15 protein-coding genes, 1 tRNA gene, 2 rRNA genes and 1 pseudogene are annotated in these 25,852 nt (G+C 70.7%); 4 read left to right on the top strand and 15 right to left on the bottom strand.

Annotated features, from left to right (window positions below; all coding sequences use genetic code 11):
• Nucleotides 1–3 precede the first annotated feature (3 nt).
• Nucleotides 4–177: pseudogene (locus BG418_RS40010) on the bottom strand (AraC family transcriptional regulator); the annotation flags it as partial.
• A 29-nt stretch (nt 178–206) separates the two neighbouring features.
• On the opposite strand from BG418_RS40010, the gene BG418_RS21370 reads away from it, so the two are divergent.
• The 3 genes from BG418_RS21370 (at nt 207) to BG418_RS21380 (ending at nt 6,777) form a co-directional block, all read left to right on the top strand.
• A complete protein-coding gene (locus tag BG418_RS21370; protein WP_188275543.1) occupies nt 207–4,856 on the top strand; it encodes an ATP-dependent helicase in 4,650 nt (1,549 codons plus the stop codon).
• A 313-nt stretch (nt 4,857–5,169) separates the two neighbouring features.
• The gene (locus tag BG418_RS21375; RefSeq protein WP_188275544.1) at nt 5,170–5,976 is read left to right on the top strand and encodes an Fpg/Nei family DNA glycosylase; all 807 of its coding nucleotides are present in this window, start codon (nt 5,170–5,172) and stop codon (nt 5,974–5,976) included.
• A gap of 36 nt (nt 5,977–6,012) precedes the next feature.
• Nucleotides 6,013–6,777 carry an SDR family NAD(P)-dependent oxidoreductase gene (locus tag BG418_RS21380; RefSeq protein ID WP_188275545.1) on the top strand — a complete coding sequence of 255 codons (765 nt, stop codon included), beginning with the start codon at nt 6,013–6,015 and terminating at the stop codon, nt 6,775–6,777.
• Here the strand turns inward: BG418_RS21380 and BG418_RS21385 are convergent.
• The 10 genes from BG418_RS21385 to BG418_RS21430 all read right to left on the bottom strand — a co-directional run bounded on the left by BG418_RS21385 (nt 6,725) and on the right by BG418_RS21430 (nt 21,506).
• On the bottom strand, nt 6,725–7,018 hold the full coding sequence (locus tag BG418_RS21385) for a hypothetical protein (RefSeq protein WP_188275546.1): 294 nt from the start codon (nt 7,016–7,018) through the stop codon (nt 6,725–6,727). The two genes, BG418_RS21380 and BG418_RS21385, sit on opposite strands and share 53 nt — an antisense overlap.
• Before the next feature lie 106 nt (nt 7,019–7,124).
• Complete coding sequence (locus tag BG418_RS21390) at nt 7,125–7,595, bottom strand: Dps family protein (protein WP_188275547.1); 471 nt, start codon at nt 7,593–7,595, stop codon at nt 7,125–7,127.
• Between the two features lie 197 nt (nt 7,596–7,792).
• Nucleotides 7,793–8,176 (bottom strand): helix-turn-helix domain-containing protein, encoded by a 384-nt coding sequence (locus tag BG418_RS21395; RefSeq protein WP_188275548.1) that lies wholly within the window; start codon nt 8,174–8,176, stop codon nt 7,793–7,795.
• 109 nt (nt 8,177–8,285) lie between these two features.
• Nucleotides 8,286–8,795, bottom strand: coding sequence for a CinA family protein (locus BG418_RS21400; RefSeq protein WP_188275549.1), 510 nt, complete (start codon nt 8,793–8,795; stop codon nt 8,286–8,288).
• Complete coding sequence (pgsA, locus tag BG418_RS21405) at nt 8,792–9,481, bottom strand: CDP-diacylglycerol--glycerol-3-phosphate 3-phosphatidyltransferase (RefSeq protein WP_188275550.1); 690 nt, start codon at nt 9,479–9,481, stop codon at nt 8,792–8,794. Before pgsA ends, BG418_RS21400 begins: the two co-directional genes overlap by 4 nt.
• The gene (gene rimO, locus BG418_RS21410; RefSeq protein ID WP_188275551.1) at nt 9,478–10,953 is read right to left on the bottom strand and encodes a 30S ribosomal protein S12 methylthiotransferase RimO; all 1,476 of its coding nucleotides are present in this window, start codon (nt 10,951–10,953) and stop codon (nt 9,478–9,480) included. The genes pgsA and rimO overlap by 4 nt, the downstream gene beginning before the upstream one ends.
• A 71-nt stretch (nt 10,954–11,024) precedes the next feature.
• Nucleotides 11,025–11,882 (bottom strand): RodZ domain-containing protein, encoded by an 858-nt coding sequence (locus tag BG418_RS21415; protein WP_188275552.1) that lies wholly within the window; start codon nt 11,880–11,882, stop codon nt 11,025–11,027.
• Between the two features lie 255 nt (nt 11,883–12,137).
• The gene (locus BG418_RS21420) at nt 12,138–14,948 is read right to left on the bottom strand and encodes a DNA translocase FtsK (protein ID WP_188275553.1); all 2,811 of its coding nucleotides are present in this window, start codon (nt 14,946–14,948) and stop codon (nt 12,138–12,140) included.
• Between the two features lie 173 nt (nt 14,949–15,121).
• Nucleotides 15,122–15,802, bottom strand: coding sequence for a two-component system response regulator (locus tag BG418_RS21425; RefSeq protein ID WP_188275554.1), 681 nt, complete (start codon nt 15,800–15,802; stop codon nt 15,122–15,124).
• Nucleotides 15,803–16,046: 244 nt separating this feature from the next.
• Nucleotides 16,047–21,506, bottom strand: a complete 5,460-nt coding sequence (locus BG418_RS21430) for a HAMP domain-containing protein (RefSeq protein ID WP_317453716.1) — start codon at nt 21,504–21,506, stop codon at nt 16,047–16,049.
• 296 nt (nt 21,507–21,802) lie between these two features.
• Between BG418_RS21430 and BG418_RS21435 the strand changes: the two genes are divergently transcribed.
• Complete coding sequence (locus tag BG418_RS21435; RefSeq protein ID WP_188275556.1) at nt 21,803–24,505, top strand: SpoIIE family protein phosphatase; 2,703 nt, start codon at nt 21,803–21,805, stop codon at nt 24,503–24,505.
• Nucleotides 24,506–24,599: 94 nt separating this feature from the next.
• Here BG418_RS21435 and BG418_RS21440 read toward each other — a convergent pair.
• From BG418_RS21440 to BG418_RS21455, 4 genes are all read right to left on the bottom strand, one after another.
• Nucleotides 24,600–24,675 (bottom strand) — tRNA-Thr (locus tag BG418_RS21440).
• A gap of 112 nt (nt 24,676–24,787) precedes the next feature.
• Nucleotides 24,788–25,465 carry a DegT/DnrJ/EryC1/StrS family aminotransferase gene (locus BG418_RS21445; protein WP_262928603.1) on the bottom strand — a complete coding sequence of 226 codons (678 nt, stop codon included), beginning with the start codon at nt 25,463–25,465 and terminating at the stop codon, nt 24,788–24,790.
• 98 nt (nt 25,466–25,563) lie between these two features.
• Nucleotides 25,564–25,680, bottom strand: a 5S ribosomal RNA gene (rrf, locus tag BG418_RS21450).
• A 76-nt stretch (nt 25,681–25,756) separates the two neighbouring features.
• Nucleotides 25,757–25,852 (bottom strand): 23S ribosomal RNA (locus BG418_RS21455); the annotation flags it as partial.

Here is a 25,852-nt window from a genome sequence, read left to right on the forward strand (position 1 = left end):
GCGCTCCTCCCCGTACGGGCCGGGCCCGCGCTCCTGGCCCTCGTGGCTGTGCCGGGCGAAGGAGTGGCTGACGTAGCGGGCGCGGAGCAGATCGAGGCCGGGCAGCCCCGGGTACTGCCAGTGCCGTGCCCACTCCTCGGCCGCGTTCATACCCGCATTCTCGCAGCTGGGGGCCATTGTCAGTGGGTGGGTGCACGATGGGGACCATGGCACGGACAGCGCTGGACTCCTTCTCTCCCGCGACCAGGGGATGGTTCACGGGAGCCTTCACCGCGCCCACTGCCGCCCAGGAAGGCGCCTGGCGGGCGATCGCGGAGGGCTCGGACGTCCTGGTCGTCGCGCCGACGGGCTCGGGCAAGACCCTCGCCGCGTTCCTCGCCGCGCTCGACCGGCTGGCGGCCGTCCCGCCGCCCGCCGAGGCGAAGAAGCGCTGCCGCGTGCTGTACGTGTCGCCGCTGAAGGCGCTCGCGGTCGACGTCGAGCGCAATCTGCGCTCCCCGCTCACCGGTATCCGCCAGGAGTCGGTGCGCCTTGGCCTGCCCGAGCCGGAGGTGCGGGTCGGGATCCGTTCCGGGGACACCCCGCCCGCCGAGCGCCGCGCCCTGTCGACCCGGCCGCCGGACATCCTGATCACCACTCCCGAGTCGCTGTTCCTGATGCTCACGTCCTCGGCGCGCGAAGCCCTGTCGGGCATCGAGACGGTGATCCTGGACGAGGTGCACGCGGTCGCGGGCACCAAGCGCGGGGCCCATCTCGCGCTCTCCCTGGAGCGGTTGGACGAGCTGCTGACCAGGCCCGCCCGCCGGATCGGTCTGTCGGCGACGGTGCGTCCGGTGGACGAGGTGGCGCGCTTCCTCTCCCCGCAGCGCAAGGTGGAGATCGTCCAGCCGCCGTCCACCAAGGAGTTCGACCTGTCGGTGGTCGTGCCGGTGGAGGACCTGGGCGAGCTGGGCGGCTCCCCGGCGGCCGACGCGGACGAGGGCGCAGAGAAGCCGTCGATCTGGCCGCATGTCGAGGAGCGCATCGTCGACCTGGTCCAGGCACACCGCTCGACGATCGTCTTCGCCAACTCCCGCCGCCTCGCCGAGCGTCTGTGCAACCGGCTCAACGAGATCGCGTACGAACGGGCGGCAGCTGCGGCGCTCGACGCGGGCGAGACCGCCGTGCCGCTGGACGAGGCCCACTCCCCGGCCGAGATCATGGCCCAGTCGGGCGCCTCCAAGGGCGCGCCCGCCGTCCTCGCGCGCGCCCATCACGGCTCGGTCTCCAAGGAGCAGCGCGCCCTGGTCGAGGAGGATCTGAAGGCGGGCCGGCTGCCGGCGGTCGTGGCCACCTCCAGTCTTGAACTGGGCATCGACATGGGCGCCGTGGACCTGGTCGTCCAGGTCGAGTCGCCGCCCTCGGTCGCCTCCGGGCTCCAGCGGGTCGGCCGCGCGGGCCACCAGGTGGGCGCGGTCTCCACCGGAGTGGTCTTCCCCAAGTACCGGGGCGACCTGGTCCAGTCGGCGGTGGTCACCGAGCGGATGCGCTCCGGGGCCATCGAGTCGCTGCGGATCCCGTCCAACCCGCTGGACGTGCTGGCGCAGCAGCTGGTCGCCATGACGGCGCTGGACAGCTGGCAGGTGGACGACCTCCTTGCGCTGGTCCGCCGGGCGGCGCCGTTCGCGGCACTTCCGGAGTCGGCGTTCACGGCGGTGCTCGACATGCTGGCGGGCCGCTATCCCTCCGACGCCTTCGCGGAGTTGCGCCCGCGCGTGGTGTGGGACCGGGTCGCGGGCACGGTCACCGGCCGCCCCGGCGCGCAGCGGCTGGCGGTCACCTCCGGCGGCACCATCCCCGACCGCGGCCTCTTCGGGGTCTTCCTGGCCGGCTCCGACCCCAAGAAGGGCGGCGGCCGGGTCGGCGAGCTCGACGAGGAGATGGTCTACGAGTCCCGGGTCGGCGATGTGTTCACTCTCGGGACGACGTCCTGGCGGATCCAGGACATCACGCGCGACCGCGTGCTGGTCCTGCCCGCCCCGGGCGTGCCGGGCAGGCTCCCCTTCTGGAAGGGCGACCAGCTGGGCCGCCCGCTCGAACTGGGGCGCGCGCTGGGCGCGTTCCTGCGCGAGGTCGGCTCGCTGACGCCGGAGGACGCCCGGCTGCGGCTGCTGAGCGCGGGCCTGGACGCGTGGGCGGCGGACAACGTGCTGGCCTACCTCGACGAGCAGCGCCGCGCCTGCGGCCATGTCCCCGACGACCGCACGATCCTCGTCGAGCGGTTCCGCGACGAGCTGGGCGACTGGCGGGTCGTCATCCACTCCCCCTTCGGGGCCCAGGTGCACGCGCCGTGGGCCCTGGCGCTCGGCGCCCGCCTCGCCGAGCGGTACGGCATGGACGCCCAGGTCATGCACGCCGACGACGGCATCGTGCTGCGGCTGCCCGACGCCGATCTGATGGGTCTGGACCTCCTCGACCAGGACCCCGGCCACCTCGACTCCACGTATGACAGCGAGCAGGCTCCCGTCGGCGCGGCGGACGCCGTCTTCGACAAGGGCGAGATCGAGCAGATCGTCACCGACCAGGTGGGCGGGTCCGCGCTGTTCGCCGCCCGCTTCCGCGAGTGCGCCGCGCGCGCGTTGCTGCTCCCCCGGCGCAACCCCGGCAAGCGCACCCCGCTGTGGCAGCAGCGCCAGCGGGCAGCCCAACTGCTTCAGGTGGCAAGCGAGTTCGGGTCGTTCCCGATCGTCTTGGAAGCGGTCCGCGAATGCCTCCAGGACGTCTTCGACGTGCCCGGTCTCACCGAGCTGATGGGCGATCTCGAAGCGCGCCGGGTCCGTCTGGTCGAGGTCACCACACCGGAGCCGTCGCCCTTCGCACGCTCGCTGCTCTTCGGTTACGTCGCCCAGTTCCTGTACGAGGGGGACTCGCCGCTGGCCGAGCGGCGGGCCGCGGCGCTCTCCCTCGACTCCCGGCTCCTGTCCGAGCTGCTGGGCCAGGCGGAGCTGCGCGAGCTCCTGGACGCCGATGTCCTGACCGAGCTGGAGCAGGAGCTCCAGTGGCTCACCGAGGACCGCCGGATCAAGGACGCGGAGGGCGTCGCCGACCTGCTGCGCGTCCTCGGCCCGCTCACCGACGCCGAGTTGGCCGCGCGCGGCACCGATCCGGCGTGGCCGCAGGAGCTCGCGGGCGCCCGTCGCGCCATTCGGGTGCGGGTCGGCGGCGCCGAGCACTGGGCGGCGATCGAGGACGCGGGACGGCTGCGCGACGCTCTCGGCACGGCACTGCCGGTCGGCGTCCCCGAGGCGTTCACCGAGCCGGTCAAGGACCCGCTCGGCGACCTCCTGTCGCGGTACGCGCGTACGCACGGCCCGTTCACCTCCGCCACCGCCGCCGCCCGGTTCGGCCTCGGCACCGCCGTCACCGACGGCGCGCTCCAGCGGCTCGCGGCGGGCGGGCGGGTGGTGCAGGGCGAGTTCCACCCGGCGGGGATCGGGCAGGAATGGTGCGACGCGACGGTGCTGCGCCGGCTGCGCCGCCGCTCGCTGGCCGCGCTGCGCCACGAGGTGGAGCCGGTGCCGCCCGCGGCGCTCGCCACGTTCCTGCCGCAGTGGCAGCATCTGGGCGCCAACAGTCTGCGCGGCATCGACGGACTGGCCCGGGCGATCGAGCAGTTGCAGGGCGCCGCCGTGCCCGCCTCCGCGCTGGAGAAGCTGATCCTGCCGTCCCGGGTCTCCGACTACGGCCCGGCGCTGCTCGACGAGCTCACCACCACGGGCGAGGTGCTGTGGGCCGGGGCGGGCGCGCTGCCGGGCAAGGACGGCTGGGTCTCACTGTTCGTCGCGGACGCCGCGCCCCTGCTGCTGCCATCGCCGCACCCCCTGGAGCTCACCGCGCTCCATGAGTCGGTGCTCACCGCGCTCGCCCCCGGATACGGGCTGTTCTTCCGCCAGATCGCCGACCAGGTTCGGGCCACCACCCATCCGGAGGCGACCGATCCGCAACTGGCGGACGCGCTGTGGGACTTGGCGTGGTCCGGACGGCTCACCAACGACACGCTCGCGCCGCTGCGGGCGCTCCTCGGCTCCGGCCGCACGGCCGGGTCCACCGCGCACCGCGCCAAACGGACGGTGCCGCGCGGGCGTTACGGGACGCTGACCGCGGCCGCGCGGCCCGCCTCGCGCACCGGACCACCGACCGTGTCGGGCCGCTGGTCCCTGCTCCCGGCCCGGGAGCCGGACCCCACCCACCGGGCCCACGCCCTGGCCCGCACCCTGCTGGACCGCCACGGCGTCGTCACCCGGGGCGCGGTCGCGGCCGAGGGGGTCGAGGGCGGCTTCTCGGCGACTTACCGGATCCTGGCGGCGTTCGAGGACAGCGGTCAGGCGCGGCGCGGCTATGTGGTCGAGGGGCTCGGCGCCGCCCAGTTCGCGATGGACGGGGCCGTGGACCGGCTGCGGGCGGCGGCCACCGCGCGCGACCGCGCCGAGGCCCGCCCGGTCGCGCGCGGGGTGGTGCTGGCGGCCGCGGACCCGGCCAACGCGTACGGGGCGGCGCTGCCCTGGCCCGAGCCGCCCGCCGGGGCCGGGCACAAGCCGGGGCGCAAGGCCGGGTCGATGGTGGTCCTGGTCGACGGCGAGCTCGCGCTCTACATGGAGCGCGGCGGCAAGTCCCTGTTGCTCTGGCCGACCGAGGCCGACGATCCTGCGCTGGTCGCGGCCGTCGAGGCGCTGGCGGGGGCTGCGCGGGCGGGTCGGCTGGGCACGGTGACGGTGGAGCGGGTCAACGGCGAGGCCGCGCTCACGTCGCCGCTCGCCCGCACGCTGGAATCGGCGGGGTTCGTCCCGACGCCGAGGGGGTTGCGGCTGCGGCCTTGATCCCCCACCCCGCCCCTCCCCGTAACCCTCCGGGGGTGGGGTGGAGGTGGCTCTCCCGGGGGCTGCGCCCCGGTTCCCGTTTGTCTGCGGGCCGTGCTGGGTCGCTCGCGCAGTTCCCCGCGCCCCTAAGGAGGGCCCGAAGGGCCCATCAAGGGGCGCGGGGAACTGCGCGACCAGCCCCCACCGGCGGCCAGCCGAAGAACCCGGCCGCCCGCCCAGGGCTTTCGGGAAGGGGCGGGGTGGGGAAAAGCACCCGCCGCAGGCGGCACCGCCCCGCAGACGAAACCCCGCCCCCCGGAGGGACAATGGCCCCATGCCCGAAGGAGACACGGTCTGGCAGACCGCTCGGCGGCTGGACGAGGCGCTGAGTGGGCGCACGCTGACCCGGTCCGACCTGCGCGTACCCCGCCTCGCCACCGTCGACCTCGCCGGACGCACCGTGCTGGACGTCACCCCGCGCGGCAAGCACCTGCTCACCCGGATCGAGGGCGGCCTCACCCTCCACTCGCATCTGCGGATGGAGGGCTCCTGGCGGGTGTTCGCGCCCGGCGAGCGGTGGCGCGGCGGGCGCGGGGACCAGATCCGGGCGATCCTCGCCACCGAAGACCGCACGGCCGTCGGATACCGGCTGGCCGTGCTCGACCTGCTCCGCACCCGCGACGAACACCGCGTCGTCGGCCACCTCGGCCCCGATCTGCTCGGACCCGACTGGGACCCGGAGCTCGCCCTGAGCAATCTGCTCCAGGACCCCGACCGCCCCCTCGGCGAGGCCCTGCTCGACCAGCGCAACCTCGCCGGTGTGGGCAACATCTACAAGTCCGAGATCTGCTTCGCGGTACGGGCCGTCCCCTGGCTCCGGGTCGGCGAACTCCCCGCCCCCGAACGGGTCGTGGCCGCCGCCAAGAAGATCCTCGAAGCCAACCGGGAACGCACGTCGCGCAAGGTGTACGTGTACGGCCGCAGCGGCCAGCCCTGCCCGCGCTGCGGGACCGCCCTGCGCACCACCACCCAGCGCGACCCCGCCGGCAGCGAGCGCCCCACGTACTGGTGCCCCCGCTGCCAGCCCAACCCTCCGGCCGACAACTCACCGACCAACAACAACCCCACACGACCAGCATAGTTGACGGGCCGTCAGATCCGGTCGTACCGTCCCCGCATGCCCCTCTCGGCGTACGACCTCACCGATCGCACCGCCTTCGTCACCGGCGCCGCCGGGGGTATCGGGCGGGCCAGCGCCGTTCTGCTTGCCGAGGCCGGTGCCGTCGTGCACTGCGCGGACCGCGACGAAGGGGGCCTGCGGGAGACCCAGGAGCTGATCGCCAAGGCGGGCGGCACCGCGTACACCCACACGCTCGACGTGACCGACCGCGCCCCACTGCGCGCGGCCGTCCGGAGCGCGGGCCGGATCGACATCCTGGCCGCCATCGCCGGGATCATGCACTTCGGCGCGGTCCTGGACACCGACGACGCCGATCTCGACCGCGTCCTCGCCGTCAACTTCAAGGGCGTGCTGTACGCCTGCCAGGAGGCGGCCCGCGTCATGATCGAGAACGGCACCCCGGGGAGCATCATCACGATGGCGTCCGGGGCCGTCGACTCCGCCGGGCCCGGTCTGTTCTGCTACAGCGCCTCGAAGGCGGCCGTCGTCCAGCTCACCAAGACCCTCGCCACCGAGCTCGGCCCGCACTCCATCCGCGTCAACGCCGTGGCCCCGGGGTGGGTCCGTACCCCGATGACCGAGCGGCACGAGGCCGACCAGCAGCAACGGATCGAGTCGACGATGGTGCGGCTCTCCCCGCTCGGCCGGGTCGGCGCGCCCGAGGACATCGCCCACACCGTGCTCCATCTGGCGTCGGACGCCTCGTCGTTCACGACGGGCCAGATCCTCCGCCCGAACGGCGGCGTCGCGATGCCCTGGTGATCGCCGTGTCCTCGACACGCGCCGGACCTGAGGCACGCGCCGAGTCCCCGCCGCGCACCGAGCCCGTCACACGTACCGGCCCCACCACGTGCACCGGCAGCAGGCTCAGCCCCCAGCCGCCCACCACCATCGCGCCCTCGGTCACTCCCGCCTCGCCCGGCACCGTCAGCAGCCGCAGCGCGGCCCACCACCACAGCGCCCCCACCACGAGCGCCGGCACCCATCGCACCGCCACTTTCATGGCCGCCTCCTCAGGCCGACGCTAGACGGCCCCCCTCATACGCCGGGAGGGCGCACCGAGTACGGCCCCGGCGCGCCCACCACCACGCACGCCCCCGCAAGCCCTCTCAGGCCTGTTCCGCCTGGAACATCCACGCATGCTTCTCCAGCTCGGCCGTGAGCCCGATCAGCACGTCCTGGCTGATGGGGTCCGGCTCGGCCGTGGCGTCGATCCGCTCCCGCATCCGCGCGACCACCGCACCCAGCGCGTCGACGAGGATCCGTACCGCGTCGCCGTCCTTCACCCAGCCGGTCGGCACCTTGCCGATCGCGCTCGACGACGCCACGGTCGCCGCCCGCCCGTCCGGGGTCACACCCAGCGCGGCGGCCCGCTCGGCCACCGTGTCCGAGTGCAGCCTGGCCGTGTCCACCACCTCGTCGAGCTGGAGGTGTACGGACCTGAAGCGCGGCCCGACGACATTCCAGTGCACCTGCTTGGCGACCAGCGACAGATCCACCAGATCGACGAGGGCGCCTTGCAGCGCGTCGCCGACGACTTTGAGTTCCGCCTCGGACAGCGAGCTCTTCACGACAGACATCCAGGCACTCCGTTCCGTACGCGTCGACTTCCGTGCGCGACGAGTTCCACACACCGGCACGCCCACACACGCACACACGCACCGGCTCCCCCACCTTGGCACATAAGCAGCAAATGGGGCATGCCGAGGCAAAGAGAAGCCCCGGCCGGTCAACGTTCGACCGGCCGGGGCCCACTCACGCACAACGCCCGACAGAGTCAGGCCGCGACGACGTCCACCGCTTCCGCGGGTGCCTTGATCGTCACCCGCTCGGTCGGGACACCGGTCACCGACGTCACAGAGATCGAATTGAGCATCGGACGTACCGGTGCACGCACCGGATCGCTCGCCGCTGCCGACTCGGCCAGCTCGGCGAGTGCCAGCTCGTCGCTCACTTCCCGCATGAGCTCGGACATCCGTACGTCAAGCGCGTCGCAGATCGCGGAGAGCAGCTCGGAGGAAGCCTCCTTCTGCCCCCGCTCCACCTCGGAGAGATAGCCGAGTGAGACTCGGGCGGACGAGGAGACTTCGCGCAGAGTACGGCCCTGGCGCTGGCGCTGCCGACGCAGCACGTCACCCAGCAGGCGACGGAGCAGAATCATCGGTGGCTCCCTCCTCGGACCGCGTAGCCGCATCCTTCACGCCCCACCGTACCGCCTCGCGCTGCGGCCGTGCGGGGAGCGATGTCGTGTTCACTCAGGGCTGCAAACATCAATTCCCCCCGTTCTGTTCCGTATCCTGTGCCCGCGCATCTTCGCCGAGTTCACCGGAGAGCAGTTCGAGCACGCTCCGTACACTCTCTCTACGGATTTCCGCCCTGTCGCCGTTCAACCGCAAAGCGGCGGTTTTCCCTTTCCCGTCCGGTCCCCGGACCGCCACGTACACGGTCCCGACCGGCTGTCCATCCTGCTGCTCGGGCCCCGCGACGCCGGTCGTCGCGATGCCCCAGTCGGCACCCAGAACGGCCCGCACACCCGCCGCCATCTGCTGCGCGACCTCGGGATCGACCGCTCCGCGCTCGGCCAGAAGGGTCCCGTCGACGCCCAGCACGTCCCGCTTCAGCTCCGTCGCGTACGCCGTCACCGAGCCCCGGAAGGCCCGCGACGCACCCGGCACCCCGGTCAGCTCGGCGGCCACCAGACCACCGGTCAGCGACTCCGCAGCCGCGACCGTCTGGTCACGCTCCGTGAGCAGTTGCAGGACCCGGGCCGCCTCGCTCACCGGCCCGGTCCCTCCACGGCGGTCTCGGCGGCGCGCTCCGCGCGCTGCGCCGCGAGCCCCGAACGCCTCAGTACGACCGCCTGTCGCACATAGTCGAGCCCGGTGACAACGGTCAGCACCACGGCGACCACCATCACCCACAAGCGCAGGGTGGCCAGCGGACCCGTGAGCGCCAGCACGTACATCCCCGTCGCCGTGCCCTGCGCCAGGGTCTTGAGCTTCCCGCCCCGGCTGGCGGGAATCACCCCATGCCTGATGACCCAGAAACGAAGGAGCGTGATCCCGAGTTCCCGGAACAGGATCACTCCGGTGACCCACCACGGCAGATCGCCCAGCGAGGAGAGACAGATCAGCGCGGAACCCATGATCGCCTTGTCGGCGATCGGGTCGGCGATCTTCCCGAAGTCCGTGACCAGGTTGTACGTACGGGCCAGATGCCCGTCGAAGATGTCCGTGATCATGGCGACGGCGAACGCAGCCCACGCCCAGGCCCGCCAGGCCGGGTCGTAGCCGCCGTCCTGCAGCATCAGCACCACGAAGCCCGGGACGAGCACGAGCCGCACCATGGTGAGGATGTTGGCGATGTTCCAGAGGCTGGCCTGGTTGACGGCCGCAGCGCCCAGCTTGCCGCCGGGCGCCGGCGTCCGGCCGGTACCGCCCGCCGCGGATGCCGGGACTCCGGTCATCTGGCCGCCTCCTCAAGGACGTCGAGACTCGTCACCACCAGGTCGACACCCTCGGCGGCGACGACCTTCGCCTCGACGATACGGCCCGGGGTCAGGCCCGCGCCCTCGGTGAACCGCACTTGACCATCGGTCTCGGGCGCCTGGTGCTCGGCGCGGCCGATCACGCCGTCCTCGGGGTCCACCGACTCGACCAGCACCCGCACGGTGTCGCCGATGCGCTCCTCGGCGCGCTGGGCGGTCAGCTCCTCGGCGAGCCGCGAGAGGTGGTCGAGCCGCTCGGCGATCACCTCGTCGGAGAGCTTGTTCTCGTACGTGACCGCCTCGGTGCCCTCCTCGTCGGAGTAGCCGAAGACGCCGATGGCGTCGAGGCGGGCGCTGGAGAGGAAGCGTTCCAGCTCCTTGAAGTCGTCCTCGGTCTCACCGGGGAAGCCCACGATGAAGTTGGACCGCACACCGGCCTGCGGGGCCTTGGCGCGGATGGTCTCCAGGAGCTCCAGGAACCGCTCGGTGTCGCCGAAGCGCCGCATCGCGCGCAGCACACCGGGCGCGGAGTGCTGGAAGGACAGGTCGAAGTACGGCACGACCTTGTCGGTCGAGGTCAGCACGTCGATCAGGCCCGGCCGCATCTCGGCGGGCTGGAGGTAGCTGACACGTACACGCTCAATGCCCTCGACGGCCGCGAGCTCGGGCAGCAGCGTCTCCAGGAGCCGGATGTCGCCGAGGTCCTTGCCGTACGAGGTGTTGTTCTCGGAGACCAGCATGACCTCCTTGACGCCCTGCTCGGCCAGCCAGCGCGTCTCGCCGAGCACGTCCGAGGGGCGGCGCGAGATGAACGAGCCGCGGAAGGACGGGATGGCGCAGAAGGTGCAGCGGCGGTCGCAGCCGGAGGCGAGCTTCACCGAGGCCACCGGGCTGGTGTCCAGGCGGCGGCGCAGCGGCGCGCGCGGCCCGGAGGCGGGCGCGAGGCCGTCGGGCAGGTCCTCGGGGGCGCTCTCCTGGGCGTCCTGCGCGTGGCCGGGCAGGGCCACGTCGGCGCTCTGGCGCTCGACGGGGCTCAGCGGCAGCAGCTTGCGCCGGTCGCGCGGGGTGTGCGCCTCTACGCTGCCACCGCTGAGGATGGTCTGGAGGCGGTTGGAGATGTCGGCGTAGTCGTCGAAGCCGAGCACGCCGTCGGCCTCGGGCAGCGCGTCGGCGAGCTCCTTGCCGTACCGCTCGGCCATGCAGCCGACGGCGACCACGGCCTGGGTCCTGCCGTGGTCCTTCAGATCATTGGCTTCGAGGAGGGCGTCGACGGAGTCCTTCTTGGCGGCTTCGACGAACCCACAGGTGTTGACGACGGCGACATCCGCGTCCGAGGCGTCCTCGACGAGCTCCCAGCCGTCCGCTGCCAAGCGGCCTGCAAGCTCCTCCGAGTCCACCTCGTTACGGGCGCAGCCGAGAGTGACAAGGGCGACGGTACGGCGTTCGGGCATGGACTCAAGACTACTTTGTCCCGGCCCTCACCCCCGCCCCGAGGGTTGATCAAGGAACCGGGGGGCCGTGCTCAGCCGACGACCGGGTCGCCCTTGGTGTACGTCAGCCGCTCCACCTGGCCGTCCTCGAACTGGTCACCGACCTTCTTGCCGTTGACGTAGAGCTCGATCGCGCCCGCGTTGCCGAGGATGAGATCGATCTTCTCGCCGTCCACGAAGGTCTTCGACTCGCCCTTCTCCAGGAGGCCGTCGTAGAGCACCTTGCCGTTGTGCGCCTTGGCGGAGATCCAGCTCCGGTCGGAGATCGCGCTCAGCTTGACCGTGACCTTGTCCTGCGGCGCGGCCGCGATGGCGCTGTCCGAGGGGGCGGGCTTGGAGGCGGGGGGCGTGCTCGGGGCCGGCTTGGGGGCGGGGCTCTGCTGGGTCTGGGTGGGGCCCTCGGCGACCTGGGTGTTCCTGTCCTTGGAGTCGCCGCTGCCGCTGAACATCGTGAAGCCGGCGAAGCCGACGACCACCACGATGGCGGCGACCATGGCCGCGGTCCAGTTGGGCCGGCGCCGCTCGGGCCTGATCCGCTCGGCCTCGAACATGGGCGCCGCGGGCGTGGGCGCGGGTCGGCCGCCGTGCTCCGCGTCGTACTGCGCGACCAGGGGCTCCGAATCGAGCCCCACGGCTCGGGCCACCGTACGGATGTGACCGCGCGCGTAGACGTCGCCGCCGCACCGGGAGAAGTCGTCCTCTTCGAGCCCGTGGACGATGGGGACGCGCACTCTCGTGATCGAACTGACCTCGTCGACGGTCAGTCCGGACGCGATGCGGGCCTGCTTGAGGGCATGACCGATGGTGGGCCGGTCGTCGTCAGCAAAGGAGGGCCGGTCGTCGTCGCCGAGGGAAGGCCGGTCGTCTTCGGGAGAGTTGCCGATGGACACGGGGGCGCCTTTCGAGCGTGAGCCACCTGCTGGGTGTTCAGTCTAGGGGGGGTACGAAAGGGTGGGGCAACCGGGAGGGCGGAGTTTGTACGCCATCGGAATGGCCTCCTCCCTTCCTCCTAACGGGTCAGGAGGCGGGCATGTTCCTGCCCTTCGCCCAACTGGACGTACAACCAAGGCAAAAGGTTGCCCCACGCTCCCTTTCGAGTGGTCCTCCAGGTCGCGGGACGGGCCGCCGGGGCCCGCCCCGGGCCTTCAGGGAGCCTCCCCGCGGATCACCGCGAGCACACCGTCGAGTTCATCGGGTTTGACCAGGACATCACGCGCCTTGGAGCCCTCGCTCGGCCCGACGATCCCGCGCGACTCCATCAGGTCCATCAGCCGCCCGGCCTTGGCGAAGCCGACGCGCAGCTTGCGCTGGAGCATCGAGGTCGACCCGAACTGGGTGGAAACGACCAGCTCGGCGGCCTGGCACAGCAGATCGAGGTCGTCGCCGATCTCCTCGTCGATCTCCTTCTTCTGCTTCTGCCCGACCGTGACGTCGTCCCGGAAGACCGGCGCCATCTGGTCCTTGCAGTGCTGGACGATCGCCCCGATCTCGGCCTCGGTGACGAACGCGCCCTGGAGACGGGTCGGCTTGTTCGCACCCATCGGGAGGAACAGTCCGTCACCCTTTCCGATGAGCTTCTCGGCGCCCGGCTGGTCGAGGATGACCCGGCTGTCGGCGAGCGAGGAGGTCGCGAAGGCGAGCCTGGACGGCACGTTCGCCTTGATCAGACCGGTCACGACATCGACCGACGGACGCTGGGTGGCGAGCACCAGATGGATGCCGGCGGCGCGGGCCAACTGGGTGATGCGCACGATCGCGTCCTCGACGTCACGCGGCGCGACCATCATCAGGTCCGCGAGCTCGTCGACGATCACCAGCAGATACGGATACGGCGTCAGCTCCCGCTCGCTGCCCTCGGGCAGCTTCACCTTGCCGTTGCGGATCGCCTCGTTGAAGTCGTCGATATGGCGGAAACCGAACGCCGCGAGGTCGTCGTAGCGCAGGTCCATCTCGCGCACGACCCACTGCAGCGCCTCGGCGGCCCGCTTCGGGTTGGTGATGATCGGCGTGATCAAGTGCGGAATGCCCTCGTACGCGGTGAGCTCCACGCGCTTGGGGTCGACCAGCACCATCCGTACGTCCTCGGGCGTCGCCCGCACCATCACCGAGGTGATCAGGCAGTTGATGCAGGACGACTTGCCGGAACCGGTCGCACCGGCCACCAGGACGTGCGGCATCTTCGCGAGGTTGGCCATCACATAGCCGCCCTCGACGTCCTTGCCGAGCGCGACCAGCATCGGGTGGTCGTCCTCGGCCGCGTCCGCGAGCCGCAGCACATCGCCGAGATTGACCATCTCGCGGTCGGTGTTGGGGATCTCGATGCCGACCGCGGACTTGCCGGGGATCGGCGAGATGATCCGCACGTCGGGACTGGCGACCGCGTACGCGATGTTCTTGGCGAGCGCGGTGATCCGCTCGACCTTCACGGCCGGGCCCAGCTCCACCTCGTAACGGGTGACCGTCGGGCCCCGGGTGAAGCCGGTGACGGCGGCGTCGACCTTGAACTCGGTGAACACGTTCTGCAACGCGGCCACTATGGCGTCGTTGGCGGCGCTGCGCGTCTTGCCCGGGCCGCCGCGCTCCAGCAGGTCGAGCGAGGGCAGCGCGTACGTGATGTCCCCGGCGAGCTGCAACTGCTCGGCCCGCACCGGCATCTCGGAGTGCTCGGGCGCGGACTTGGTCAGGTCCGGTACGACGTCGGGCGCGCCCGGGGTCGCCCTGGGAGCCGCCTTCTTGGGTGCTGCCTTCGTGAAGTCGGCCTTGGGGGCTGCCTGTTCCTCACTGCGGGCCGTCGGCAGCGGCGTCGCGTTCTCGCGCTCCCGCTCGACGGAGACGCCCTGGGTGAGGTCGGCGACGATCGGGGACGGCGGCAGTCCGTTGAGTACGGCGCCGTCCAGCGCGGCGGCCGCGGCGGCGGCCACGTCGACCGGGTCCATCGGCCCGTCGAACGCCGGTTGCACCGAGGCGCGCCGGGGCTTGCGGCGCTGCGAGAGCGCCTCCTGTTCGGCGATGTCCTGGGCGATCTCGTTCAGTGCGTCGACGCGGCGCGCGGGCGCACGCCGGGCGCGCGGCGCGGGCTCCTCCTCCCGCCAGCCGTCGTCGTACGCCTCGTCCTCGCCCGGCTCCCCGGGCAGCGGCTCGACGACGCCGAGACGGGCGCCCAGGGCGCGCAGCCGCTGCGGGATGGCGTTGACCGGGGTCGCGGTGACGACGAGCAGCCCGAAGACGGTCAGGAGCACCAGCAGCGGTACGGCCAGCACATCGCCCATCAGGAATTCCAGCGGCTTGGACGCGGCCCAGCCGATGAGGCCGCCCGCGTCCTGCATCGCGCTGGTGCCGTCGCCCCGGCCCGGCGAGCCGCAGGCGATGTGGACCTGGCCGAGCACGCCGAGCACCAGGGCGGACAGGCCGATCACGATCCGCCCGTTGGCCTCCGGCTTCTCCGGGTAGAGGATCAGCCGCACGGCGATCGCGCCGAGCAGCAGCGGTACCAGGAGGTCGAGGCGGCCGAACGCGCCGGTCACCAGCATCTCGACGAGGTCGCCGACCGGTCCTTGCAGATTCGACCAGGTGCCCGCCGCGACGATCAGCGCGAGGCCGAGCAGCAGCAGGGCGAGCCCGTCCTTGCGGTGGGCGGGGTCCAGGCCCTTGGCGCCACGCCCTATGCCGCGGAACATCGCCCCCACGCCGTGCGCGGCGCCGAGCCAGACGGCGCGCGCCATCCGGTACACGCCCCCTGTGGGCGAAGGCGCCGGCTTGGGCGCGGGCTTGCTCGCCACCGACTTCTTGGCGGGTGCCTTCTTGGCAGCGGCTTTCTTCGCGGGCGCGGCGGTTTTCTTCGCGGGCGCCTTCTTGGCAGGCGCGGCCGCCTTCTTGGCGGGTGCCGCGGTACGGCCGGTGCGCTTCGCGGTGCCCGCCGTGCCCTGGGAACCCTTGCCGGACGTACGTGAGGCCATGGTGCTGAGGTTACCGGTGCCGACGGCGGTGGACACGACGCCCGCCGCTTCACCCGTCCGTGTCGGACATACGGAGGGTGCTGACGTACGGACAACTCAGTACGGACATACGGGCGAAGGAGACTGACGCACGCTCAGCGCCGGGACGCGTCGGCCCCGGCGGTGGCCGCGCGTCAGTTCTGCGAGGGCAGGGTCGCCGTACCGCTGCCCGTGCCCGGCTCCAGGGCGTCCAGCGCCCTGCGCAGCCCGGTCAGCTTGCGCTCCAGATGGGCGGCGGTCGCCACCGCCGCCGCGTCCGCCGACTCGTCGTCGAGCTGTTTGGAGAGCGCCTCGGCCTGCTCCTCAACTGCCGCCAGTCGCGCGGACAGTTCGGCGAGCAGCCCCGCCGGCTCCTTGGGGTCGCCGACCGTGTGGCCGCCGCCCTCCAGCTGGAGCCGCAGCAGCGCCGCCTGCTCGCGCAGCTGGCAGTTCTTCATGTACAGCTCGACGAACACCGACACCTTGGCGCGCAGCACCCAGGGGTCGAAGGGCTTGGAGATGTAGTCGACTGCGCCCGCCGCGTAGCCCCGGAAGGTGTGGTGCGGGCCGTGGTTGATCGCCGTGAGGAAGATGATCGGGATGTCCCGGGTCCGCTCGCGGCGCTTGATGTGCGCGGCCGTCTCGAAACCGTCCATTCCCGGCATCTGGACGTCCAGCAGGATCACTGCGAAATCGTCCGTCAGCAGCGCTTTGAGCGCTTCCTCCCCTGACGATGCCCGCACCAGTGTCTGATCGAGCGCAGAGAGGATGGCCTCCAGCGCCAGCAGATTCTCCGGCCGGTCATCGACCAGGAGGATCTTGGCCTTCTGCACCATGGCCCGTCCTCCTCGCCCCGGCAGTGCGCCGGGCGCCGCCCCAGGGGACGACTCCCTTGCGCCGCCCGTCCTTGTGCCGGTCATGGTAGCCGCACCCCGCCTGTCGCCACACCCTGTCACCGCGATGTCACTGTGCACGTAGCAGAAACGTAGTGGGAGACCAGAAGGTTCCCCGAATACCGCCGCCTCACACGCCTTCGGCCACACTCAGTCAGCAACTCGGGGTGAACCGTACAGCCACCGATCACTTCCCTCGCATCCACTGCTCCATCACCGAGAGCAGATGATCAGGGTCGACCGGCTTGGTGACGTAGTCGGAAGCGCCGGACTCGATGGCCTTCTCCCGGTCGCCCTTCATCGCCTTCGCGGTGAGCGCGATGATCGGCAACCCGGCGAACTGGGGCATCCGGCGAATCGCCGATGTCGTGGCGTATCCATCCATCTCCGGCATCATGATGTCCATCAGGACAACAGCCGTGTCCTCGTGCTGTTCCAGGACCTCGATGCCCTCCCGGCCGTTCTCCGCGTACAGCACCGAAAGCCCGTGCTGTTCCAGGACGCTGGTGAGCGCGAAGACGTTCCGTACGTCGTCGTCGACGATCAGAACCTTCTCGCCGCCGAACTGGAAAGTGCGCGCGGGCGCCCGCTCCGGCTCCTGCGCCCAGGCCTCCTGCGGGGCCCCGGGCTGCTGCCCGGGCAGCGCCGGAACCTGTCCGTCCGCGCCCAGCGTCTTGCGGCGACGCCGGAACAGCCCGGCCGCGCCCACCTGCGCCTCGCTCGGCGCGGGCGGCGCCAGCTCCTGCGGCACAAGGTCCTGTCGGACATCAAACGCTGCCCCACCGGTCCCCGTCTCGCCGCCGGGCGGCAGCTGCGGGTAGCCCTGCGGGGGCAACTCGCTGGGGTGAAGAGGCAGATAGAGCGTGAAGGTGGAGCCGCGGCCGGGTTCGCTCGCCGCGTGGATCTCGCCGCCGAGCAGCCGCGCGATCTCCCGGCTGATGGACAGACCCAGACCCGTGCCGCCGTACTTGCGGCTGGTCGTGCCGTCGGCCTGCTTGAACGCCTCGAAGATCACCCGCATCTTGCTGGCCGCGATGCCGATCCCGGTGTCGGTGACCGAGAACGCGATCAGATCGGCGTCCGCGTCCCGCAACGAGCCCGCCTCAAGCAGCTGTTCGCGGATCGCGTGCGGGACATCGGCGTGCGCGGGCCTGATCACCAGCTCCACCGCGCCGCTGTCGGTGAACTTCACCGCGTTCGACAGCAGGTTGCGCAGCACCTGGAGGAGGCGCTGCTCGTCGGTGTGCAGCGTCGCCGGAAGCTCCGGAGAGACCCGTACGGAGAAGTCGAGACCCTTCTCCGCGGTGAGCGGCCGGAACGTCGCCTCCACGTAGTCGACGAGCTGGACCAGCGCGATCCGGGTCGGGCTGACGTCCATCTTGCCCGCCTCGACCTTGGAGAGGTCGAGGATGTCGTTGATCAGCTGGAGCAGGTCCGAACCCGCACCATGGATCGTTTCGGCGAACTCGACCTGCTTGGGCGAGAGGTTGCCCTCCGCGTTGTCGGCGAGCAACTTGGCGAGGATCAGCAGGGAGTTGAGCGGCGTGCGCAGCTCGTGCGACATGTTGGCCAGGAACTCGGACTTGTAGCGCATGGAGACCGCGAGCTGCTCGGCGCGCTCTTCCAGGACCTGCCGGGCCTCCTCGATCTCGGTGTTCTTCACCTCGATGTCACGGTTCTGCTGGGCCAGCAGCTCGGCCTTCTCCTCCAGCTCCGCATTGGAGGCCTGGAGCGCCTTCTGCCGGTTCTCCAGCTCCGCGGAGCGCTCGCGCAGCTGCTCGGTGAGCTCCTGGGACTGCTTGAGCAGCACCTCGGTCTTGGAGTTGACGCTGATCGTGTTGACGCTGGTCGCGATCATCTCCGCGATCTGGTTCAGGAAGTCCTTCTGGATGTGCGTGAACGGCTGGAACGACGCCAGCTCGATCACCCCGAGGACCTTCCCCTCGAAGAGCACCGGCAGCACGATCACATGCGCGGGCGGCGCCTCGCCGAGCCCGGAGGAGATCTTCAGATAGCCCGGCGGCACGTTCTCCACCAGGATGGTGCGCTTCTCCTCCGCCGCCGTGCCGATCAGCGTCTCGCCGGGCCGGAACGAGGTGGGCATCGAGCCCGCCGAGTAGCCGTAACTCCCGCGCATCCTCAGCTCGTACGGGCTGTCCTCGTCGCCGCCGACCTCGGCGGTGCCGCCGGTGGGCAGCGCCAGGAAGAACGCGCCGTGCTGCGCCGAGACCACCGGCGTCAGCTCGGTCATGATCAGCGAGGCGACGTCGTCCAGGTCCCGGCGGCCCTGCATCAGACCGGAGATACGGGCCAGGTTGCCCTTCAGCCAGTCCTGCTCCTTGTTGGCGACGGTGGTGTCGCGCAGGTTGGCGATCATCGTGTTGATGTTGTCCTGGAGGGCCTGGATCTCGCCCGCCGCATCCACGTCGATCTTGAGATTGAGGTCGCCTCGGGTCACCGCGGTGGCGACGGCCGCGATCGCGCGCACCTGCCGGGTCAGGTTCCCGGCCATCTCGTTCACCGACTCGGTCAGATCGCGCCAGGTGCCGTCGACGTCGCGTACGCGCGCGTGGCCGCCGAGCTGTCCCTCGGTACCCACCTCGCGCGCGACCCTGGTGACCTCCACCGCGAACGAGGAGAGCTGGTCGACCATCGTGTTGATGGTGTTCTTCAGCTCCTGGATCTCGCCGCGCGCGTCGATGTCGATCTTCTTGGTGAGATCGCCCTTGGCGATGGCGGTGGTGACGGTGGCGATCTGGCGCACCTGGCCGGTGAGGTTGTCGGCCATGGAGTTCACCGATTCGGTGAGGTCCTTCCACGTACCGGAGACGCCGGGCACGCGCGCCTGGCCGCCGAGGATGCCGTCGGTGCCCACCTCGCGCGCGACCCTGGTGACCTGGTCGGCGAACGAGGAGAGCGTCGTCACCATCGTGTTGACGGTGTCGGCGAGCTCGGCGACCTCGCCGCGCGCCTCGACCGTGACCTTCTTGGTCAGATCGCCGTTGGCGACCGCCGCCGAGACGCGCGCGATGTTGCGCACCTGGTAGGTGAGGTTGGCGGCCATCAGGTTGACGTTGTCGCTGAGGTCCTTCCAGATGCCGGTCACCCCGCGCACCCGGGCCTGACCGCCGAGGATGCCCTCCGTGCCCACCTCACGGGCGACCCTGGTCACCTCGTCGGCGAAGTTGGAGAGCTGGTCGACCATCGTGTTGACGGTCGTCACCAGCTCCAGGATCTCGCCCTTGGCGTCGACGGTGATCTTCTTCGACAGGTCGCCCTTGGCGACGGCCGTGGTGACCTCGGCGATGTTGCGCACCTGCGAGGTCAGGTTGTTGGCCATGAAGTTGACGGACTGGGTCAGGTCCTTCCAGGTGCCCGAGACGCCCTGGACCTCGGCCTGGCCGCCCAGGATGCCCTCGGTGCCCACCTCGCGGGCCACCCTCGTGACCTGCTCCGCGAAGTTCGAGAGCTGGTCGACCATCGCGTTCAGGACGTTCTTGAGCTCAAGAATCTCGCCACGCGCGTCCACGTCGATCTTCTGGGACAGGTCACCGCGCGCGACCGCCGTGGCGACCTGGGCGATGTTGCGGACCTGCGCGGTGAGGTTGCCGGCCATGCCGTTCACCGAGTCGGTCAGGTCGCGCCACACACCGGCCACGCCCGGCACCTGCGCCTGCCCGCCGAGGCGGCCGTCGGTGCCCACCTCGCGCGCGACGCGGGTCACCTGCTCGGCGAAGCCGGACAGCTGGTCGACCATGTTGTTGATGGTGTTCTTGAGCTCCAGGATCTCGCCGCGCGCGTCCACGTCGATCTTCTGGGAGAGGTCACCGCGCGCGACCGCCGTGGTCACCTGGGCGATCTGGCGCACCTGGGAGGTCAGGTTGCCCGCCATGAAGTTGACTGAGTCGGTGAGGCCCTTCCACGTACCGGAGACGCCGTCCACGCGCGCCTGGCCGCCGAGCCGGCCCTCGGTGCCCACGTCACGGGCCATCCGCGTCAACTGGTCGGCGAACGACGCCAGCTGGTCGACCATCGTGTTGACGGTGTTCTTCAGCTCCAGCATCTCGCCGGAGACGTCGACCGTGACCTTCTGCGACAGATCGCCGTTGGCGACCGCCGTCGTCACCTGGGCGATGTTGCGGACCTGGCCGGTGAGGTTGCGGAAGGCGTTGTTGACGGAGTCGGTGAGGTCCTTCCAGGTGCCGGCCGCGCCCGGCACCTCGGCCTGCCCGCCGAGCCGGCCCTCGACGCCGACCTCCCGGGCCACCCTGGTCACTTCGGAACCGAACGACTGCAGCTGGTCCACCATCGTGTTGACGGTGTTCTTCAACTCCAGCATCTCGCCCGCGACATCGACCGTGACCTTCTGGGTCATGTCGCCGTTGGCGACCGCCGTGGTCACCTGGGCGATGTCGCGCACCTGCGTGGTCAGGTTGCGGAAGACCGTGTTGACCGAGTCCGTGAGGTCCTTCCAGGTCCCCGCGGCCCCCGGCACCTGCGCCTGCCCGCCGAGCAGACCCTCGGCGCCCACCTCGTTGGCGACCCGGGTGACCTCGTCCGCGAACGTACGCAGCGTCTCGGTCATCTGATTGATGGTCTCGGCGAGTTGGGCGACCTCACCGCGCGCGTTGACCGTGACCTTCTGCGACAGATCGCCGTTGGCGACCGCCGTCGTCACCTGCGCGATGCCGCGCACCTGGGCGGTGAGGTTGCCCGCCATCAGGTTGACGGAGTCGGTCAGGTCCTTCCACACACCCGCGACGCCGGGCACCTGCGCCTGACCGCCGAGCTCGCCCTCGGTACCGACCTCGCGCGCGACACGGGTCACCTCGGAGGAGAACGACGACAGCTGGTCGACCATCGTGTTCACGGTGTTCTTCAGCTGGAGCATCTCGCCGGCCACATGCACGGTGACCTTGCGCGACAGATCGCCCTTGGCGACCGCCGTCGTAACGAGAGCGATATCACGTACCTGGGCCGTCAGTCGGTACGCCATGGTGTTCACCGAATCCGTGAGATCCTTCCACGAACCGGACATTCCACGCACCTGGGCCTGACCGCCGAGCTTGCCCTCGGTGCCGACCTCCAGGGCGACCCTCGTCACCTCGTCGGTGAACGCCGACAACTGGTCGACCAGATTGTTGACGGTTCGCCCCACTTTGAGGAATTCGCCCCGCAACGGCCGCTCGGCGTTGTCCACGCCGTGCGAGCGCAGGTCCATGCGCTGTTCCAGATCGCCCTCGGCGACCGCCGACAGCACTCTGCCGACCTCGGAGACCGGCCGCGCCAGATCGTCCACCAGGGCATTGGAGGCGTCGATGGCGGCCGCCCAGGAGCCCTCACAGGCCCCGTTCTCCAGGCGCTCGGTCAGCTTGCCCTCGCGCCCGACCATCCGCCGGACCCGGGCGATCTCGCCGGTCAGATGGAGATTGCGGTCGGCGACCTCGTTGAACACGGCGGCGATCTCGGCCATCACACCGTCGCCGGAGACGGTCAGCCGCTTGCGGAAGTTCCCGTCCCGCATCGACGCCAGAGCGGCCAGCAGCCGCTGCAGCGCAGCCGTGTCCACCTCGGTCGTCCCATGACTGCGGGAACGTCCGCCTTTCGCGCGCGTGCTCTTGCCACGCGCCGCCACGCCAGACTCCACCGTGTCCCTCCCGCAGGGGTCGACCGCCCTCGTCGGGCTTTCTCTGAAGCCTTCCCAGTGTTTCACCATGGCCGAACCCGGCCATAACAGTTCGGCAGCTTCGCATACCGTCCCCGCCCTCGGAGGGCGGAAACACTGGTGACCGGCATCCGCCAGGACAGTGAAGGTAAGTAACCTGGCTTCCGGCTGTCCAACCGCCCCGGTCCGTCCGGTGTGGGGTCCCCCCTGCTCGGTAAGAGCTCGGGGGCGGGGCGCCACAAGGACGACCACGGGACACCGGAGGGAGCGGGCCACACATGGGAGTGTTGATTCCCGGGGGGCACCTTCCCGAGCCCCGGCAGGGGAAACCCGCAGTCGAGACGCGTACGAGGAGTTCTGTGATCACCGCGCGGGCGGCAGCCAGTTTCGACCCCGTCGGGCGGTCCGTCGCGACCGCCCGCGCCTTCGTCCGCGACACACTGCAGGGCTGGGGGTACGCGGACGTCGTCGACGACGCGGTCGTCCTCACCAGTGAGCTGGTCACCAACGCGGTGGTCCACGCCGGCACCGCCGCCGACGTCCTGTGTCTGCGCTCCGAGGACGGGGTGCGGGTCGAGGTCGCCGATCACTACCCCGAACGTGAAATTCCGCTTCACGCCTCCCCCGCCGAAGTCACCGGACCCGACCGCGAGAACGGCCGCGGCCTCCTGCTCTGCGCGGCCATCGCCTCCCGCTGGGGCGTCGAGTACACGCCCACGAAGAAGCACGTCTGGTTCCAACTCGACCTCCCCGCGCGCGCAGTGGGCACCCGCTCGGCCGGCCCCGCGCTTCCCATCGCCCTGCTGCCCGTCACCGACGGCAGAGTCCGCGTCGCGGTCATCCAGATCGACCGCACCGGCGCCGTCAGCGCCTGGAACGAGGACGCCGAAGAGCTCTTCGGCTACCCCGCCGAGCAGGTCACCGGCAAACCGCTGACCGACTTCGCCGCCTGGCCGCACACCCCCGGCACCTCCACCGGCATCGTCGAGGCCCTGCAACTCTCGCGCTGGGAAGGCAGTTACGGCATCCGCGGCGCCGACGGCCGCGTCCTGCCCGTGTACGCCTCCCATCTGCGGGTACGCGACACCAACGGCGAGCCCTCCACCGTCTGCCTGCTGGTCCGCGACGACGAACGGGCCGTCCTGCAGACCCCCGTACGCGCCCCCGCCGCCGATCCGGCGGCCCTCGGCGAGAGCCGACATGTCGACCCGTTCGAGGTCTTCATCGGCTCCCCGGCCCCCGACGACCTCGACGGCCTGCTGCAACGGACCGTGGAACGCGCCCGCGACATGCTCGACGGCGACTCCGCGTTCCTGCTGCTCGCCACCGACGACGAGACCGAACTGGAAGTACGGGCCACCACCGGCCTGCCCTCCGCACGCCAGCGCTTCGCGCGCGTGCCCGTCGAAGCCGGCACCGGCCGCTACGGCTCGGCCAGGATGCCCGCCGTCCACGAGGACTTGGCCACGGTCCCCGGCGCCGTCCCGATCCTCGGCGGCTCCGGCATGCGCTCGGTCGTCACCGTCCCGCTCAAGGTCGAGGGCCGCCTCACCGGCTCGCTCGGCGTCGCCGCCGAAGCCCCCGGCCGCTACTCCAACGAAGAAGCGTTGCGCCTCCAGTTCGCCGCCGACCGCATCGCGCTCGCCGTCGAATCGGCGCGCCTGGGCGAGCTCGAACGCCTGCGCCGCGGCTCGCTGAGCTTCCTCGTCGAAGCCTCGGACCTGCTGGCGGGAACTCTGGACCGGGACCAGACGTTGGCCCTGATGGCGCAGATGACCGTCCCCACTCTCGCCACCTGGTGCGCGGTGTACACGATCGCGGACCAGGCGTCCGACCCGTATCTCTCCTATGTCCTGCACGAGGACGAGGAGCGCATTGACGGCCTGAAGGCACTGCTCTCCAAGATCGCCCCACCGGAGCCGGTGCCCACGCCGGGCGCACGCGTGTGGACCGCCCCCGCCGAAGCGGCCCACCAGGCCGCCCTGCGCACCTCCATGCGCGACCTCGGCCGCAGCACCAGCCCGTATCTGGGCAGTGGCCTCGGCACCACCCTGTCCACGGCGGCCGCCGTCGGCGGCGAGACGGTCGTCCTGCCGCTGGTCGCCCGTAACCGCGTCATCGGCATGCTCACGCTCGGCAAGCCCTCCGACGACCACTTCCGCCAGGAGATCCTGGAGCTCGCCGAAGACCTCTCGCGCCGGGCCGCGCTGGCCCTGGACAACGCCCGCCTGTACTCGGAGCGCATGGCCATCAGCCGCTCCCTCCAGCGCAGCCTGCTGCCGCCGGGCCTGCCCCAGATCCCGGGCGTCGAGGTCGAGGTCATCTACCGCGCGGCCGGCGAGGGCAACGAGGTGGGCGGCGACTTCTACGACCTCTTCCCGATCCGCGACGGCGCGTACGGCTTCGCCATCGGCGACGTCTGCGGCACCGGCCCGGAGGCGGCGGCCGTCACAGGCCTCGCCCGGCACGCGCTGCGCCTGCTCGCCCGCGAGGGATTCGGCGGCCCCGCGGTCCTGGAGCGCCTCAACGCGGCGATCCTCGACGAGGGCGCCCGCAGCCGCTTCCTGACGCTCCTTTACGGCGAGTTGTGGCCGCAGGAGGACGGCAGCGCGGTCCTCAAGGTGGTCTGCGCGGGCCATCCGCTCCCGCTGCGCCTGCGTCAGGACGGCACGGTGGAGCCCGCCGCCGAGCCCCAGCCGCTGCTCGGCGTCATGGAGGACCTGGAGCTGTACGAGCAGACGATCACCCTCGACCCGGGCGATGTCCTGCTCTGTGTCACCGACGGCATCACCGAGCGCCGCGAGGGCACCCGGATGCTCGGAGACGACGGTCTGACGGACGTCCTCGCCACCTGTACGGGTCTGACCGCAGGTGCCGTCGCGGCCCGCGTCCTGCGCGCGGTGGAGCGCTTCGCCGCCGAGCCCGCGTCCGACGACATGGCGATCCTGTCGATGCGCATCCCGGAACAACCCAAGCGGTAGCCGGACGACCGTATCCGCCCTCCCGGAGAGGGCGGATACGCGGGCAGATACACGAAAGGCCCCGCCCAATTGGGCGGGGCCTTTCATCTTGCTGTGGAGCCCCCATGCGGAATCGAACCGCAGACCTTCTCCTTACCATGGAGACGCTCTACCGACTGAGCTATAGGGGCCGGTTGTTGTTTCGGGGTTTCCCCCTCACCAACGAGATAAAGCATACCCTGAATCAGACGGTGTTCCGAACCACGCGCACCCGTTCCTCACGGGTGCTCGCAGGACGCCCCGCTAGGCAGGCTGAAGCAGCCCGCCGAGCGCGTTGCAGACCGAGACCAACTTCCGTACGCCGGCGTCGGAAAGCCCGTCGAGACGGGGCAGCGCCAGCGTCTCGTCGACGGCCCGCTCGGTCTCCGGCAGCACACACCCGACCCGTCGGAACTCCCGCGTCCTGTGTACGGGAGTGACCACGGGCACCTCGCACTCCACCCCGCGCCGCCGCAACAGCCGCGCGAACGCGTCCCGATCGGGCCGCCCGTTCCCGGGCACCCGCACGACATACCGCTGATACCCGTGCCCGTCCGCCGGTACGGGCGTCCGTACGCCGACGAGTCGCCGGTCCAAGTACCCGGCGTGCTGCCGTCGTTGAGCGACATCGCCGACCTGGCCGTCGTCTTCGTGCTTCTCCACCAGGACCAGCCCCAACCGGGCCGCGAGCTGGCGGAACTGTTCGGAGTCCGCCGGATGTCCGAAGCGGTGTACGAGCACGAGCCCGGCGGTCCGCGAGGTGACCACCGCTTCGATGCCCCCGACTCCGAGGCAGTAGGTGTCCGGGTCTATGTCGGCGAACACCGGCACGGCCCCGGCTACGACCACCGCACGGGCCACTTCACCGTCGTCGTACGCCGACACGATCACTTCGTCCCCGGCCGCGAAGCCGGCGGACTTCAGCCCTGCGATGATCCCCATAGCTGGGCATGATGCTCGCACCATATGAACAACAGGTGAGCGGGCATAAAAAAACGCTGGTCCCTGAGCCGAAGCTCGGGGACCAGCGTTGAAGATTTGTTCGGCGGCGTCCTACTCTCCCACAGGGTCCCCCCTGCAGTACCATCGGCGCTGAAAGGCTTAGCTTCCGGGTTCGGAATGTAACCGGGCGTTTCCCTAACGCTATGACCACCGAAACACTATGAAATTTGAACGCTGGCATGAACACAGCTGTTCGTTATTTCAGAACTAACACAGTGGACGCGAGCAACTGAGGACAAGCCCTCGGCCTATTAGTACCAGTCAGCTCCACCCCTTACGAGGCTTCCACATCTGGCCTATCAACCCAGTCGTCTACTGGGAGCCTTA

The sequence above is a fragment of the Streptomyces sp. CBMA152 genome, from assembly GCF_014596475.1.
In the GTDB taxonomy this organism is placed as follows: domain Bacteria; phylum Actinomycetota; class Actinomycetes; order Streptomycetales; family Streptomycetaceae; genus Streptomyces.